This is a genomic window from Agarivorans sp. B2Z047, assembly GCF_023373605.1.
GTDB lineage: Bacteria > Pseudomonadota > Gammaproteobacteria > Enterobacterales > Celerinatantimonadaceae > Agarivorans > Agarivorans albus.
Genome location: NZ_CP088080.1, coordinates 4755691 through 4771353, shown reverse-complemented (window position 1 = coordinate 4771353; position 15663 = coordinate 4755691). Strand labels below are relative to the sequence as shown.

Annotated in this window: 13 protein-coding genes; 11 read left to right on the top strand and 2 right to left on the bottom strand. The window is 41.6% G+C overall.

What is annotated here, in order from left to right; translation table 11 throughout:
• The first annotated feature begins 107 nt into the window (after positions 1–107).
• The 6 genes from LQZ07_RS22025 to LQZ07_RS22000 all read left to right on the top strand — a co-directional run bounded on the left by LQZ07_RS22025 (position 108) and on the right by LQZ07_RS22000 (position 7964).
• A complete protein-coding gene (locus tag LQZ07_RS22025; protein ID WP_227981664.1) occupies positions 108–1493 on the top strand; it encodes an MFS transporter in 1386 nt (461 codons plus the stop codon).
• Positions 1494–1545: 52 nt separating this feature from the next.
• Positions 1546–2160 (top strand): single-stranded DNA-binding protein, encoded by a 615-nt coding sequence (locus tag LQZ07_RS22020; RefSeq protein WP_152785827.1) that lies wholly within the window; start codon positions 1546–1548, stop codon positions 2158–2160.
• 150 nt (positions 2161–2310) lie between these two features.
• Positions 2311–3660, top strand: a complete 1350-nt coding sequence (locus LQZ07_RS22015; RefSeq protein WP_152785829.1) for a site-specific integrase — start codon at positions 2311–2313, stop codon at positions 3658–3660.
• A complete protein-coding gene (locus LQZ07_RS22010; protein WP_152785830.1) occupies positions 3650–5257 on the top strand; it encodes a site-specific integrase in 1608 nt (535 codons plus the stop codon). Before LQZ07_RS22015 ends, LQZ07_RS22010 begins: the two co-directional genes overlap by 11 nt.
• Complete coding sequence (locus LQZ07_RS22005; protein WP_152785832.1) at positions 5250–7466, top strand: hypothetical protein; 2217 nt, start codon at positions 5250–5252, stop codon at positions 7464–7466. Before LQZ07_RS22010 ends, LQZ07_RS22005 begins: the two co-directional genes overlap by 8 nt.
• A 3-nt stretch (positions 7467–7469) precedes the next feature.
• Positions 7470–7964 (top strand): hypothetical protein, encoded by a 495-nt coding sequence (locus LQZ07_RS22000; RefSeq protein ID WP_152785834.1) that lies wholly within the window; start codon positions 7470–7472, stop codon positions 7962–7964.
• A 26-nt stretch (positions 7965–7990) separates the two neighbouring features.
• Here LQZ07_RS22000 and LQZ07_RS21995 read toward each other — a convergent pair whose 3' ends face one another.
• Both LQZ07_RS21995 and LQZ07_RS21990 read right to left on the bottom strand, forming a co-directional pair.
• On the bottom strand, positions 7991–9388 hold the full coding sequence (locus tag LQZ07_RS21995) for a DEAD/DEAH box helicase (RefSeq protein ID WP_152785836.1): 1398 nt from the start codon (positions 9386–9388) through the stop codon (positions 7991–7993).
• A complete protein-coding gene (locus tag LQZ07_RS21990) occupies positions 9385–9921 on the bottom strand; it encodes a hypothetical protein (RefSeq protein WP_152785838.1) in 537 nt (178 codons plus the stop codon). The genes LQZ07_RS21995 and LQZ07_RS21990 overlap by 4 nt, the downstream gene beginning before the upstream one ends.
• 206 nt (positions 9922–10127) lie before the next feature.
• Between LQZ07_RS21990 and LQZ07_RS21985 the strand changes: the two genes are divergently transcribed.
• The 5 genes from LQZ07_RS21985 (at position 10128) to LQZ07_RS21965 (ending at position 15656) form a co-directional block, all read left to right on the top strand.
• Positions 10128–10448: a helix-turn-helix domain-containing protein gene (locus LQZ07_RS21985; RefSeq protein ID WP_152785840.1), complete on the top strand. Its 321-nt coding sequence runs from the start codon at positions 10128–10130 to the stop codon at positions 10446–10448.
• A gap of 1463 nt (positions 10449–11911) precedes the next feature.
• Positions 11912–12925 carry a restriction endonuclease gene (locus tag LQZ07_RS21980; protein ID WP_152785842.1) on the top strand — a complete coding sequence of 338 codons (1014 nt, stop codon included), beginning with the start codon at positions 11912–11914 and terminating at the stop codon, positions 12923–12925.
• A gap of 124 nt (positions 12926–13049) precedes the next feature.
• Positions 13050–13880: a hypothetical protein gene (locus LQZ07_RS21975; protein ID WP_152785844.1), complete on the top strand. Its 831-nt coding sequence runs from the start codon at positions 13050–13052 to the stop codon at positions 13878–13880.
• 92 nt (positions 13881–13972) lie between these two features.
• Positions 13973–14866, top strand: coding sequence for a DUF2971 domain-containing protein (locus LQZ07_RS21970; RefSeq protein ID WP_152785846.1), 894 nt, complete (start codon positions 13973–13975; stop codon positions 14864–14866).
• Positions 14867–14966: 100 nt separating this feature from the next.
• Complete coding sequence (locus LQZ07_RS21965) at positions 14967–15656, top strand: hypothetical protein (protein ID WP_152785848.1); 690 nt, start codon at positions 14967–14969, stop codon at positions 15654–15656.
• The last annotated feature ends 7 nt before the right edge of the window (positions 15657–15663 follow it).

The window sequence follows — 15663 nt, the reverse complement described above, 5'->3', positions numbered from 1 at the left end:
AATTTATTGAAATGCGCCGTTGAAAAGCCGAGCGCTTACTTATTACTTGCTGACCATCTTGCGCTGGTTTGCGGCTTGCTGCTTGTGATAGCATTGCCGGTTCTTTAATGACGTATTTTTTGATGGTTATGAACCTAGACGAACGATTAAACCCTACAGAGAAGCGCGCAGCCTATTCATTGGCTTTGTTATTTGCCTTGCGCATGGCCGGTTTGTTTATGTTAATGCCAGTATTAGCCGTTTATGGCCAAGAGCTTGTGGGCTTTTCGCCTTTGTGGGTGGGCTTCGCGATTGGTGCCTATGGTTTAACCCAGGCAATGTTTCAAATCCCCATGGGTTGGTTGTCCGACAAAGTTGGCCGTAAGCCGATTATCTTCCTGGGGTTAAGTATTTTTGCGCTTGGCTCAGTAGTGGCTGCTACTGCTGATTCTATTTATGGAATCGCGTTAGGGCGTGCCTTGCAAGGCATGGGCGCTATCGCTAGCACGGTAATGGCCTTAGCTGCTGACTTAAGCCGAGAAACCCAGCGTGCGAAAGTAATGGCCTTTATTGGTGTTAGCATTGGTTTATCGTTTGCTGCCTCACTGGTTTTAGGGCCAATTCTCTCTGCTTATCTTGGCTTGTCGGGTCTGTTTTGGTTGATTGCTGTGTTATCCGTGTTCGCGATGTTTGTGGTGCGGTTTGCTGTACCAAGTGCTGATTCTAAAGCGCCTAGTGGTGAAGTAAGTGCTAACTCTAAACAGATGCTTGAGTTACTTAAACATCCTCAGTTGCTGCGTTTAGATTGGGGCGTGTTTACCTTACACTTAGTGCTTACCGCTTTGTTTGTTGTAATGCCGTTTCGTTTGCTTGACGCAGGCCTAAATGCCGAAAATCATTGGCAAGTGTATTTGCCAGCTGTTCTTATTTCTTTTGTATTGATGGTGCCCTTGTTGATCATTGCAGCGAAGCGCAATCAGCAACGTGCTTTCTTCATATTTGCTATTAGTTTGTTGTTATTTGCCAACGCTTTGTTATTGATTAACGGTTCCTCGATTTGGGTGTTGGGAGTAATTTTGGCTGTGTTTTTTGTTGGCTTTAATTATTTGGAAGCCAGTTTACCAGCGCTAATTTCTAATTTATGCCCTCCGGGCAACAAAGGCGCTGCACTTGGTGTATTTTCTACTAGTCAGTTTTTGGGGGCATTTATAGGTGGCTCTAGTGCTGGCGTTTTGTACACGGCTGGCGGGGCAAGTTTAGTAAGTTGGTTTGCTATCGCTTTATTGATTATTTGGATCGTCGTGAGTTTAGGATTGCGTGCGCAAAGTGGCATAAAAAGTTATTCATTAACGATATCATCTCCCGATCAACCTGCTAGTATTTTAGAAAAACTGCAGGTTTTACCTGGGGTTGTAGAAGCAGTTGTTATTGCAAGTGACAATACTGTTTACCTTAAAGTTAAAACAAAAGAATTTGAATTGGCTAGAGCATTGGATTTGGTGCGTGCAGCCTAGTATGATAGCGGGTCTTCCTCGCCACAACAGATAGAACATAGGAGCGATATACATGGCCACTCGGGGCATTAATAAAGTAATTTTGGTTGGTAACTTAGGACAAGATCCTGAAGTTCGTTTTATGCCAAACGGAGGGGCCGTCGCCAATATTACTATTGCAACTTCAGAAAGCTGGAGAGACAAGCAAAGTGGTGAACAAAAAGAGCGTACTGAATGGCACCGTGTAGTGTTGTTTGGCAAGTTAGCCGAAGTTGCAGGCGAGTACCTTAAGAAAGGTTCGCAAGTATACATTGAAGGTCAATTACAAACACGTAAGTGGCAAGATCAAAGTGGTCAAGATCGTTACTCTACCGAAGTGGTTGTGCAGGGCTTTAATGGCGTGATGCAAATGCTAGGTGGACGTCAAGGTGGTGGCCAAGGGCAAAACATGGGCGGTGGTGCTCCGCAGCAACAAGGTAACTGGGGCGGTCAACAACAAGCTGCGCCTCAAGCAGCCCCTGCTCAGCAAGGTGGTTTCCAGCAACAAGCTCCACAGCAGCAATCACCTCAGCAAGGTGGTTATCAGCAACAGCCTAAACCTGCTCCGGCACCTCAACAAGCTCCACAGCAGGCAACTCAGCAGTTTAATGAGCCTCCTATGGACTTTGATGATGATATCCCGTTCTGAACAAAGACAAATATTAAAAAGTTGATAAATACCCAATAAAAGGCCGCTGTTAGCGGTCTTTTTAGTTTTAGGTGAAAAATAACGTGTATTTTTAAAGAGCTACCTCTATATTATAAGTGGACAAATAATAATGTTTATTTTGTAGGGTTTATGAGGATTGCAATAAAGAAGTTTAAGAGTGGTGAACGCTACGTGTTTTTATTGGATGATGACGGTTTGCCCGATTTCTGGGTAACGCACTTTGTTACACAGAAGCTCAGAACCCGTAAAGCTGCAACGTCAATTGAGCAATACCTAAAATCCATCAAACATTTGAAAACGTGGGAAAGCATTAACGGCAGAGATCTGCTCGATGAGATCTATGCTGGCACAGTACCAAATACCCACGATATCAATGCCCTAAAGGAGCATTGTGCATATCAGACTAAGGTTTTCAAACAACGGCCTAAAGCCGATGTGGTCGATATGGCTGCTTTTTATCTATCCAAAACACAGGACAAGCCAACAGTAACAAAATCACAGTATGTCTCACGTGTTGCACATATTGCCGAATATCTTCATTTTTGTGGTGAGGAGCGAGTCAAAAACAAACCTGCTGCTGCGCAATTGGTTGATGCGCTTGCTGCGATGAAAAAACGGCTTAAAAGTGATATGCCTAGAGGAAGGTTAAAAAGACAACCGCAGTCACTAGATAAGTCAGGTATTGCAGATGAAGTATTCGAAGATTTTGTTGCTGTAGCGAAGATCAACTCAAAAGATAACCCGTTTAGTAATCCTGTAATTAAGCTTCGAAACTACCTGATTGTCCAAACATTATACGAAACGGGCTTTCGGCGTAGTGAATTAATCGCGCTAAGGATTAGTGACATTGGAACAGAAACCGATCAACCAACTCTGTCAGTTATATGCAGACACAATAGTAAAGAAGATCCTCGGTTAGACGAGCCAACAGCAAAAACACTCTCTAGAACGCTTCCTATTTCGAAAGAGCTGAGAGATTTACTGAATTATTATGTCAGATCCTGTCGCTCACAAACGAAGTCTGCGAGAACGCATCCCTTTGTTTTTGTCTCTCATAAAGATAAAATTGGAAGTCACGAATCGGGGCAACCAATTGTTAAGCAAACAGTAAATGATGTTTTTAATCGAATTCGAAAGGTTAACTCTGAGCGGTTCTGGGGCATCACACCTCACGTTTATCGCCATTTCTTTAACGATCAGCTTTCAAGCTGTATTGACGAGATTAATGCCACCGTCAAGCTAGAAGCTATGCGCTTAGAAACTGAAGGAAAGAGGGAAGAAGCGAAGCTGTATGCAAATGACAACATCATTACAGAGCAACGTGAACTTGAGATTCGAGCCGAGCTGAATGGGCATTCATCGCTAGAGTCAGGTCGAATTTACTTAAAAAGAACGTTGAAGAAACAAACGTCTGAGTTCCGGACAAAGATGTATGCGAAGTTGAAACACAAAGTAGAAGGCGGTATCTATGGTCGTTAATGTAGAAAAGGTCAGGGGGACGAAACGCACCAAGCCAAAGTCTGATAAGCGACTTAGCAAAGCGAACTATGAGTTTGATGTATATAGTGACATTTGGCAGCTAGATGCGAATACAAGTTTAAATCTTGGCCTGTTAAACCCTTTGCATCTAACACCTAAGTTCGCAGAGAGCTATAGACTTGCCTTAGCTGACTATGCTTCTGAGTTTTCATCTTCCTACGTGTCGAATATCTTTCGAGCGTGCCGCCACCTATTTTCTTTTGGTGTGACAAACAAAGTAAACGAGCAACATGTCATTAATTTTAAGAGTACTTTGACTAAAAAGATGGAACATAAGCTTGGTGGTATCAGAGCTTTTTTACTCGACTGGCATGATAAAAACATTAATGGCGTTGATAAGAAGGTCGTTGAGTTACTCACGTCACTCAAACTATCGGGTAACGAAAAGGGCAAGGCGGTAGCACTTGGATGCCCTTATAGTGGTGCCTACACATTTGAAGAGCAAATCGAATTAGTTTCTTGGTATGTCGATGCCTTCACCGATAAGCTCATCTCACTAACTGACTATGCTTTCATCATGGCCTTGCAGTATACGGGAGCCAGACCGATCCAGTTGGCGAACTTGTATTATGGCGATTTAACCACAAGGTCAGAGGCTGGTATTGAGCATTTTGACTTACAGATCCCCAATGCTAAAAAGCGTGATGAACCCTTTAGAGGTTCTTTCAAAGTCAAGCAAGATGTGAGCGAAGACTTAATGCTGGTGCTGAGTACGCAGGCAACGCAGTCAATCAAAACAGTTGAAGCTCAGCTTGGCATAAGGCTCACCCCTAAGCAGAAGAAGCAAATCCCTATATTTATCAGTGAACTAGATATATCTGAACTCAGTAGTTTTAGTGAATTTGAGCAAATACAACTGCAAACTCCTGATTTATTCTGTATAAGGCAGCGAGGAGTTAGTTCCTCAGTTGGAGGAATGGTAAAACGATTGGCTAGACTCTGCCCCTTGAAAACAACTCGAATTAAAGTTGATGGGGGTTACGGCGACTTACATATCAATCCACGTCGGTTCCGCTATACCCACGCAACCAATATGGCAATGTTAGGGGCCAGCGCTCATGCAATTGCCGAAGAACTGGGTCATGAAGATATTCAAAATGTCACCATCTATACCGAATTTAATGAAGAAATGGCCGATAGAATTGATGAAGCACTAGCGACTGATTTGGTTCCATTGGCACAAGCATTTTCTGGCACTCTTATAGATAGTGAAAAAGACGCCATTCGAGCCAACGATCCCCGTAGCAGAATTAATAACGACAGTGGAAATCCTGTAGGAAATTGCGGAACATTTGGGTTTTGTGCTAACGGTTCCGTTCATTGCTACACCTGCAATAAGTTTCAACCCTGGTTAAATGGCCCTCATGCGGAAATGCTCAAAAGTGTCGTTTCTAAACGAGATCGTAAGCGTGAAATGGGAGCAAGTGAGCTTGTATTGCAGGGGCATAATCGCAGCATAAACGCGATCAAAGCTGTTATTCAAAAGTGCAATGCAAGAAAGCAAGAACTAGGAAAGGAAAGGGCATTAAATGTCTAATGTTTTGGTATTCACTCCCCAGTACGAGCTTGAATTTAAGAAGAATTATGATGATTTCATAGCATTCTCCAAAAATGAACTGACGTTATTTAATGATCTTGAATTCGATAGTCCAGACGGCATCCAGAGAGGGTGGGACTGCGACAAGTGGTCGTGGATTACAGCTCGGGGTAAAAAGCTTACAATTGTTTTTGGAGATAGTGAAAGCCATTCAAAATACACGCCATTCAAGCCCCCCTTTTCTGACTTCGCGAAAGCATATGTTCGCTACCAACAGTCGCTCAACTATAAAAACTCAACCAATTGGGCTTCCTCATTAGTTTGGTTATATCAAGCATTAGAAGAGTACGCTACTAATAATGAACTATCTTCAGTTGATGTCATGAGCCTCAATAACGAGGTGATTAATCGCGTTGAAGAACAGATTAAAAACAGTAGTTTAAGTGCAGGCGTCAAGCGCAATATTGCTATTTCACTTGAGAAGGTACTGAAGTTCATTAAAGACAAAAAATTCAAGCTGGATATACAAGACTGGAAGAACCCTTTTCCTCGGCCTTCAGACACAAGAATAAAACTGGACGAAAAAAGTCGCAAAGAGGATGAAGACAAATGTCCGTCTGATTTTCAGATGCTGCAAGTCGCAGATGCATTTCATAAAGCTGAGACTCCTAGGCAAAAGTACTTTAGCAGTCTTTGCGTAATGCTAATGTGCCAGCCTAGCAGAAGCATCGAGTTGAACGGTCTGACGGTAAACTCACTACAAAAAAGTCCTAAAGGTCGCTGGTACTTAATGTGGAATCCTGCGAAAGGGGGCGATCCCGTTCGAAAATGGGTTCCGAGACTACTGGAGGATGTTGTGCGACAGGCGTTTGATAGGTTAGTTGAGATTTCTGCTCCTGCTCGAGCCGCTGCTAAGTTTGCATATGACAATTCTGACGTATTTATGTTGCCTAGCGACCGTGATGCATCTCAAGACCAGCCTTTGACCTACAGCCAGTTCGCTAATGCCATGGCCATGAAAACGGGAAAAGATTCACGAGGTTGTGAGATTAATTGGAGATACTACGTCTCAACCCAATGGCTTAATAATCTAATTAATAGTTTGAATGGAGTGTCGGACTGGAAAAAAGATTTACTTAAAGGGAATTCATTGCGCGCTGACAATGAAGTTGTCACTAAGGTGGGCCACAAGCCAACAGGGATCACCATCCGATTCCCTAGTTACAGAGATCTTCGTTCTATTATTGATGATAATTATAAAAAGCCGGATTTCCCCAACCATGGCGGTGTAAAAATTTGGGACTGCATCACTTTAGTTCGGGATAATGAGTTTCATAAAGAGTTTGCCACAAAACCTTTTTCTTGGATGCTAACCGGACACGGTCCGCTGAGTGATGCAATCGGAAACGATAGAGGCTTAGAATCCATCTTTGTCGAGCTTGGTATCTCTGATGAAGACGAAACCCCTCTTAAGCTGAGTTCCCACCAATTCCGCCATTGGTTAAACACCAAATTGAAGCTAGCTGGGGAAGAAGATTGGCTTATCGCAAAATGGTCGGGACGAGCGGACATCAAACAAAACGAAGCTTACGATGGCAGAACCCAAGAGCAAAAATCTCGTTTAACTAAGCGAATTGGACACGTGACAATCGGGGCTGGGGTCATGACAGTTTCGCAAGCCGGTCAGATGCTGGCACCCTACAACTCCGAAGCTCCGCCTCCACCAATGGTATTACATGACTTAGGCCTTCCCATCTCACTAAAGGCTTTAGGCGTGGATCGAGAGGGGGTTGCTCAGTTTACAGGGTTGGGTTTCTGTGTTCACAATTACGCTGAAAGCCCATGTATAAAGAATGGCGACTGTGAGGTGTGCAACGAGCACGTCTGCTTAAAAGGGATGCCACACTCTCTTGAAGAGCTGAAAACTCTTGAGTCGCTGTATGAGGAGCAATTAGATCATGCTAAAGCTAGTGCTGGAGATGGTGTTTTTGGTGCTGACCGATGGGTAACGGCCCTAGGGTTTCGTTTATCGAAGATAAAAACAGTCATTTTTCTGCTTGAAGACCCCAAAAGGCCTGATGGAGTCTGTGTTAGAATTCCTGACGAGCTAGCTCCATCGCCAGTCAAGCGTTCCTTAAACATAGATGAGCGAAACCCAATTCAAAGCCTAGACCTTTCGACTTTGGCGTTGTCGGATATGAAGGAGTAAAAGATGGCTTTTGTTACAGACAACAAAGAAACGATACTTGCTATCATTGACGGATGGACTGGCAAGCTTAGTTACGAGCTTTTGGCTGAAAAACTACAGTTAGAACTTGGCTTGAAGCGTCCGCCCTCGCGCTTCACATTGCCAAAGCATGATGAAATCAAACATGCTTTCGATTTGAAAAAAGCTGAGCTAAGAGTAAAGAAATCGGTAGCTGTGGAAGACGCGCAGCGATTGTTCGAAAGCTCCGATAAATTGAGTGTCCTGCTGTCGAACCTAGGGAATGATGACGCAACGATTGCTGAGTTGATAAAGCAAGTCGAAAAGCTTGAAAAAGAAAATGAAAAACTTAGCTCAGAAAGCAAAAGGTTGAACAGTCAAAATGACATGCTTCTCGAAAGGTTTGCGCGATGGCAACACAATCTTCAGAGGATGGATAACGTTGATCTCAATAAGTTAGCTTCTACAATTGATGATGGCTTACCGGCTAAAAACAGATAATCTGGCTATGTATTGTGTAGATTAGATTATCCAAATAATCGTACTATTTGTTGCTTAAAGTCACCCAACATCGCAAGGTTATAGTTAGCTTCCTCTTCAACACAACAATGCTTAGACTGTAATTCTCTAGGCCCTAGCTTAAGAATCACCTCATTGGCTACATGGAATGATTCAGGTTTATCCTCGTAGTTTTGGGGATTGTTAGCATGTTGACTACCCGAAGATATTGATAAGTCGATTGACTGCGTATTTTGTTCAAACACCACAGAGCCTCCGTCAGGCAAGTCTGTATCTACATTGTACGCAAATTGAATCAAACTGGGCTCTGCTAAAGTAAATAACCAAGCAACTTTGTTTCGTGAGTCATCAACTCGCAGAACTCTGCCAAGAACTTGCCTATAGTGCATTTCGGTCTTTATGCGACTTAGATGGCAACACACCTGTAGTCGGGGTATGTCGGTACCCTCCGCTATCATGCCAACGCTAACTATCCATTGTGTATCGTTAAACCTAAAATGCTCAATAATTGATGATGGATGCTTCATTTGAGAGTTCACCAGACATGCTGATTGTCCAAAATCGTTTACCAGCATATCGTATAGTCGCAAAGCGTGCTGAATAGAAGTCGCTACGACCAACCCTCCAGCGTTTGGGCTTAAAGCTCGAGTTTCCGTCAACTTATTCACCCCAAGCGAAAGGAGGTAGAGCATTACCTCCGGATGATGAAGTAGAGCAGAATAGTTAAACGAGGAGCCATCTAATAATGCTGAAATTGAGTTAAAAGTATGACTCTCGATATCTTCAGTTAAGTGTATATTGTCGTTATCAACCAGCGTAATTCTTGGAGTTCTGCAAACCCCGTCTTCAATGGCATTATGAAGTCCGTAAACAAAATCGCAATGAATAGTATTATCTGGCTCAGTAAACTTAGACAACACAATCGGTGCTTTATCTGAGCGCCATGGGGTACCTGATAGTGCCAGTGTGTAAGCAGCTTTGTTTTGAATGTGTGTGAGTACTTCTTCCCCCCACGCATTTGGAGTTGCAAACTCGTGCCCTTTGAGATGATGCACCTCATCCATGATTACCATAACTCGATGCGAGCTTAGTAACCTCCAGAAACTTGGGGAAAGTGAAGCCATACTTTGATAAGTTAAAGCATTTCCGATAGAGCCCATCATCCCGTTAAATTCGTTTCCTAGGCGTTTTGAAAACGTGGCTCGGATACTATTACTAACTTCTGCGGATGGTGAAAAACACAGAATAAAGTCAATCTTGTTTGACTTTAGCAAGCAACGTGATAGCTCAGCTGCCATTAACGTTTTTCCTGCTGCCGGTGTTGCAAGGCACATAAAGTGTTGTTGCTCGTTATAGAGCTGTAAAGCGTGTTGAACGCAGTCTATTTGCCACTTTCGTAATTTCATGACGCAGACCTCAACTCCTCTATGCAAGCTTCTAAAGCTTTTATCCTACCGGTAAGCGCTGAACTACAATTACGAGCATTCATGTAATAAGGGTATAGTTTTGATTTCGCTTCAGGAAATGACTCACAAAGCCTCTTAAACTCCTCTGCTTCGCCAATACTACTAAGAAGGTCTACTTGGTATTGATTAAGAGTTTGGCGTAGGGTGTATATTTGAGTTTCATAGCTTGTTGTGGCTTTAGTATGTTGTTGAGTCACCGTTTTCACTCGAACTCCCCTCACCTCTTCTGCTCGCAGCAGCTTCGTATCAAAGTGCTCAGACTTCGAATAGATAAGCTGCCCATCACAGTTTTCTTTTGTCAGCATTTCTTTGGCAACGAGTCGTCGCAATGTTCTATGGACCATCTGCCCAGCATTTTTGTTGGTGACTTTGGTATTTGACTTTTGATAAACATCTCTTAATTGCTTTACTGTAAATTGCTTCTTGTCTTCATCAATAATCTCCTGAAGCAAAACACTATTTATACGTATCATTTCAAACTCACACTTCAACTAAACTATGTATTCTCTGCGCAATGAGACAGCCAGGAACTTAATTAACAACCAGTTAATTTGTGGCTTCAATACTAATACTCTTAAGTATCGAAAGCTCTCTCTTGAAAGCTAAGTATTCCTTAGTATACCTTATGTGTAAAAACTAAGACAATCTTAGTTATATCGGAACTATCTATGACACAAATTTGGCTAAAGAAAATAACTCACCGTTACCACTGCGACTTAAACAAGCAAGGAAAGCTAAGGACATTAGTCAAAAGGAACTTGGCATTAGGCTTGGTATGGAGCCAGGCACAGCTAGTGCTCGAATGAATCAATATGAACAAGGAAAGCACACGCCAGACTACACCACGCTGAAACGCATGGCAGATGAGCTTGGTGTCCCTGTCGCTTATTTTTTTTGTAGTTCAGAGAAAAGCGCGCGATTAGTTTGTTTGCTTGAATCGTTAAGCGACTCAGAAAAAGACACGCTAATTGATATGCTACTTACAGGTAGTCAAAAGTAATCTGTGAACGAATCGTTGGGCGAGCCAAAAATTGGCTTGGTGTAGTGAGTAGCAAGCATTGTGATCGATGGGATTAGCAAGGTAAGTGCTTAGAAAAGCGTTATGCTTCTTAGTGCTAAAATTTACCAGGTACTTCAACTTATTACTGATAAAGCAGGTTCATATAAAGTCATGTGAAATGTAGAAGAACAAGACTCACCTGACTATTGGAGTGGTATTTACCAGATGAGTAATATGTATGAAAAAAGAGGGAGATGTAGAGGCGCTTTCGCTTACCTTACACGCAACACTTGTAGGAGTGGTCACCCATTATAGTGAAGATAAGGATCTATTGGTTTTTACTCCAAGTTATATATTCACGCCTGAACATCCTGCTTTTACTCTCGCGAGCTTTTGTCAGAAAAATACCTCTTAAAGCCTCAGTGTAGCGGTCAAACACTTGCTCTAGTCTTGTCAAATCATCTACAAGAAGGAGGGTTAAGATATCTGACGGCAGCTCGCCTTAAGGTTCATATATATAGCGAGTTTCCCTTGTGTACAGCGCTTGGCGAAGAGCCTCCAGGGGCATTGGTACCAACTCCAATAGAAAAAGAGCAAATACCGTCTTGGGGGCTATCACAAATCGATACTTTAGGACCTGTTTCAATGAGTATGAAATATATTGAACACCACTGAGCAGCAAAGGAACGAACTGCGCTCGCATTGTCGCAATCTATCAGAAGACTTCAGAATAGACTCTTAAATGAATTTTAATTAATTAATACATGCCGTGACTAAGCTATTTAGGCATACCCGGCATATTCAGCGCTTTGAATGTACTCGACAACATTTTTTGCCCGTCCTGACTCACACAGTTGCCTCGGAGTTAGATTGCCGCACTGTGGTAACGGGGCGTACTCGAACCAGTTTTGAGCGTTATTGATGTCGCTCGACCAGGATAGTAGAACCGGAAGAATGTAGTCGAGTTCTTGCTGAGAAAAGTACCAAGCGAGTTTTTGATTAAGTAGTTCAAGTTGCTTGGTTTTTTCGACCATCCAGCCAGTCCCTCGTTAACTTCGTTCACTAAAAATAGCTATATCCGCCTCAAATTACAACTAGCTTGCTGTGCTTGGGGTCACTTACGTGCAGAATTCTGGGCGCTGTGCTCTAGTTACGGATAGCCTATATTGCTTCTGGAACCACCCATTGGTTAAGCTTCCAAGGTTTGCGCACTTTTTGGCTGTTTATTTGCACAGTGTTTCTAGTTTCGTTTGCGTCTTTTGTCAAAGCAATCAATGAAAGAAATGGATCGACGATTGATTGATACCGAGTAAAAAACTAAGGTAGACAATGGGTTAATATCAAATCATTAATTGATGAGCGAATGTGATGAACGTCATGTTTTTTGTGATAGGCCGCGCGCTCATTAAACGGGATAGGTCGCACGTGCGGCCTACTTAGCGTTATATCTCTAAGGTGTCTGTATGGCTTCAATTTGGTTTAAACAAGGTGATTTCGCTGACCACTTACATGAATTATTAGGGTATAAGTCAGGTGTCGCAGCTTCAGTTGAGCATATGAGTGATCTACTCTCAGGAACCCACTTTGCGGATGAAATTCAAAACTCTGAAAAATTTGGTTTGAGAATTCGCTCGGAGGACTATGAATCACTTTATTATGAGTTATTACATAAAGTTGGTACTACCGAAAAATTATTTAAAGGAAATTATGAAGTTTTTGAATCTCTGAGGGAGTTTGAAATATCAGAGGGTATGGAATTTGTAACTACCGTCCTAGAAATCTTCTCACGTAACATCAGAATTGAAACAAAAAAAGCTATCAAAGAAAATAGAAAGTCTCTTGACCCTACAGCAATGATGTATGAAGCGAAAGATAAGCTTGGGAGTAAAGGACTCAAAGCGATAATTAAATATATTGAGGCGAATGATGCAGTACAAAAATATAGTCCGCACTCAGCTTTACGCTTTAAAGAATGGGATAATATAGTTGATTTAAATGCTCTTTTTAATGAATATCAACCAGTGATACAAAATACTGGTTTTTTTGATCAGAGGTTCATTGATTTTTTATCAGTTAACAACGAAAAGTTACACGATATTCATTGGAGAAAATTTGAGGAGTTAACTGCTGAGTGTTTTACTAAATTCGGCTATGAAGCTGAACTTGGTCCTGGAAGCAATGATGATGGGGTAGATGTGAGGGTGTGGCATCCTGATAATAAAGAATCTCCGAAATTTATAATTCAATGTAAACGCTATAAAAGCAAAATTGAAAAGTTAACTATTAAAGGTTTATATACAGATGTACTCCATGAAGGAGCCGAAATTGGACTTCTAGTTACGACATCTGAATTTAGCGTCGGTGCTAGAAAAACTGTCGAAGCAAGAGGTTACCCTATCGAAGAAGTCAATGGAGCTAATATTACAAAATGGCTTTCTGAACTGAGAACACCGGGAACTGGCATTGTTCGAGTTTGACGAGATATAACAAGGCGTTTAAACGGAACTAAAACAGTGGGTTACGTTTCGCTTTGCTACACATTTTAACCCACAATTTTAGTCCGCTTAACGCGGCGTTATGTCCCCGTAGGGAGTTACATAGATGGGCAGTACTAAAGATTACTGGTTTGATCGAATTGAAGAACAAAAGAATAGTCATTTGGCTAATCTTCTTGGAATTACTGAAGATGAATTAGAGCAGATCACTTACGACATTGAGGGTGATTACAGCAACGATGGATTGCTTTATGGCTATGTTGTTCGGTTCGATGATGATAACGACCCGTCTATCATGGCGAAAATAGATGGCCTTACTTCAGGCTCATTTGTGAGCTTATCTCAGTGGGATTTGGAAGACCCTGAGGAAGATGAGCTTGAGTGGGAATTAGCTAATTCAGAGCAACTGGAAATGTTTAATAAGCAGTTGGCTGAAATTCCCGCAATGCTTCAAATAGAAACTACGCAAAGCACTCAATTTTGTTTGTTGGTAATGCTGCATGCTCATGTTGTTTCTACTCTGGAGCACTTTCTATCAACTACATTTATTCATCGTGTCACAAGCTCCGATAAGTTAACGAGAAAACTGATCGAAACTGATCCTGAGTTTGGGAATCGCAAGTTTACAGTTAACGAGATTTATGCTCAGCACAGTAATATTAAGGCAACAGTTGCCACATATTTAAAAGGTATTATCTTCCATGATATGCGCAAGGTAAAACCAATGTATGCTGAAGTGCTTGCGTGTGATTTTGATGATATATCATGGCTATTTAGAGCAGTAAGATTGAGGCACGATTGTGTTCATCGCGCTGGTTATGATAAGGAAGGAAAACCTGTCACCGTGTCGGTAGAAAGTATTAAAGAGCTAGTAAAAAGTTGTCGTGAGTTGGCTGAAAAAATAGATACTCATGTACAAGAATTAGATAGTGAATGACATAACAAGCGCATGTTGTCGGACTGTTTTTCCGCTGCGCTCCAAACCAGCCGCAAATGCGGGCGTTGCAAGCATGTAGCATCGGAGGTGCAATGAGTCTATATAAATATGTTTCAGTTGATACATTATTTAAAATTTTAGAAGGTAATATTAGACTTACTCAGCCTAGTGCGTTTAACGATCCGTTTGAGCTATTACCAGAAATAAATATCCCCGAGGGATTAGGCAAGCAAGATTTGGATATGCGCTTTGACTTAATGAGCCCCGCACGAGTTCCTCCTGTGGGAGAACTGCCTTATGACTTTAAATCTCCAACTTGTAACGATGATACTGCCAGAACTATTCGGAGTGACTTAGACAATTCAATCGGAATATTGTGCCTAACTAAAAATCCAAGCTCTATTCTTATGTGGTCACACTATGCTGAAGAGTATGCTGGAGTCATGATTGAATTCGATAGAGATCATGAATTTTTTCAAGGTTTATTTGAAGTTGATTATAGAAAAAACAGGCCAATCAAAGACTATTCCTTTTTTGCTAACTCTGAAGAGCCGATAAGGCTTTCAGAATTATGCATTAAGCCGAAAGATTGGGAATATGAAGAAGAGGTAAGAATTGCAAGAAGCCTCGCTGATTGTACAGTAGTCAATGACAGTCCTAAGTATCCAATATGTGTGCTGGATCTTCCAATTGAGTGTATTAAATCAATTACATTTGGTGAAAGAACGTCTGTCGAAAATCAAGTTTGTATCTTTAATAAAGTTAAAAATACAAATATTGCTTTGTCACTTTCAGCCATTTCAAACTGGGGGTTTAACTTTAGACCTGAACTAATAAAATATGATGTTCCAGTTTCCGAGCAAAGTCCTGTTATAAGCCCAAGGTCAGCACATATTTTTAAAGATCTTCCCGGTGATTTTGGTGAAATAGCTAGATGGCAAATCAAGAACAATAGATTTTCGGAACTAGTAAATAAAACGGTGTAGCTTGCTAACAAAGCACTTAAACGGAACTAAAACAGTTGGTTAGGTTTCGCTTAGTGCGGCGTTAGCTGCCTAAACGTTCCACAATAAATTTAGAGGTATTATGTTCAAAAATATGCATTTATTCTTCGTGCCTGAAGAGTTGAATCTACTCCGAGCATTTAATCGAAAGCAACTTGAATTTGTTGATGGTTTTGTCGAAAACATAGACCAGCACATTGAAACTTACACTGATGAAGTTTTCATTCAACAGTGGGCTGGCGATGAGGGGGAGATTGTCGAAGTAGAGAAACAGCATATTGCTGGCATCACAGAAGATGAGTATGATTTTAAAGAAATCTTCACATCAACTATGCCCATGTATCAAAGACAATCAATGTTGCTAACCGCTTGGTCGATGTTCGAAAACGAGATTAATACTTTTTATAGTAGGCTTGCAATTAAGCTTGGAGCTGAGCCAAACCTAAGAATAATCAAACGTGCTAAACATTCTAGTGACCTTGCTCATGTCATTTCATGTTTGAAAGCATTAGGGGTTGTTACAGAGCCAACTGAACAGTTTGTAAATGCATTTAAACGCCTAAATGATGAGGTTCGCTTAGTACGAATTGATTGGGTTCACAATGGTGGTAAAGCAGTAAAGTCAGACTTTATTGAGCATACAAATGGCTTAACTATGAATCACTCTCAAATCGACATATCGGTTGATTACATTGAAGAAGCTACAGACTTAATGTGGTTACTTTCTACGGAAATCACAGAGTCTGCTAGAATTAATCTGGGCGGCAGCTAATCGGGTA

What these genes read in the sequence shown, in the direction of transcription:
- LQZ07_RS22025 (WP_227981664.1), top strand. Translation starts at nt 108, where the DNA reads ATGACGTATTTTTTGATGGTTATGAACCTAGACGAACGATTAAACCCT.
- LQZ07_RS22020 (WP_152785827.1), top strand. Translation starts at nt 1,546, where the DNA reads ATGGCCACTCGGGGCATTAATAAAGTAATTTTGGTTGGTAACTTAGGA.
- LQZ07_RS22015 (WP_152785829.1), top strand. Translation starts at nt 2,311, where the DNA reads ATGAGGATTGCAATAAAGAAGTTTAAGAGTGGTGAACGCTACGTGTTT.
- LQZ07_RS22010 (WP_152785830.1), top strand. Translation starts at nt 3,650, where the DNA reads ATGGTCGTTAATGTAGAAAAGGTCAGGGGGACGAAACGCACCAAGCCA.
- LQZ07_RS22005 (WP_152785832.1), top strand. Translation starts at nt 5,250, where the DNA reads ATGTCTAATGTTTTGGTATTCACTCCCCAGTACGAGCTTGAATTTAAG.
- LQZ07_RS22000 (WP_152785834.1), top strand. Translation starts at nt 7,470, where the DNA reads ATGGCTTTTGTTACAGACAACAAAGAAACGATACTTGCTATCATTGAC.
- LQZ07_RS21995 (WP_152785836.1), bottom strand. Translation starts at nt 9,388, where the DNA reads ATGAAATTACGAAAGTGGCAAATAGACTGCGTTCAACACGCTTTACAG.
- LQZ07_RS21990 (WP_152785838.1), bottom strand. Translation starts at nt 9,921, where the DNA reads ATGATACGTATAAATAGTGTTTTGCTTCAGGAGATTATTGATGAAGAC.
- LQZ07_RS21980 (WP_152785842.1), top strand. Translation starts at nt 11,912, where the DNA reads ATGGCTTCAATTTGGTTTAAACAAGGTGATTTCGCTGACCACTTACAT.
- LQZ07_RS21975 (WP_152785844.1), top strand. Translation starts at nt 13,050, where the DNA reads ATGGGCAGTACTAAAGATTACTGGTTTGATCGAATTGAAGAACAAAAG.
- LQZ07_RS21970 (WP_152785846.1), top strand. Translation starts at nt 13,973, where the DNA reads ATGAGTCTATATAAATATGTTTCAGTTGATACATTATTTAAAATTTTA.
- LQZ07_RS21965 (WP_152785848.1), top strand. Translation starts at nt 14,967, where the DNA reads ATGTTCAAAAATATGCATTTATTCTTCGTGCCTGAAGAGTTGAATCTA.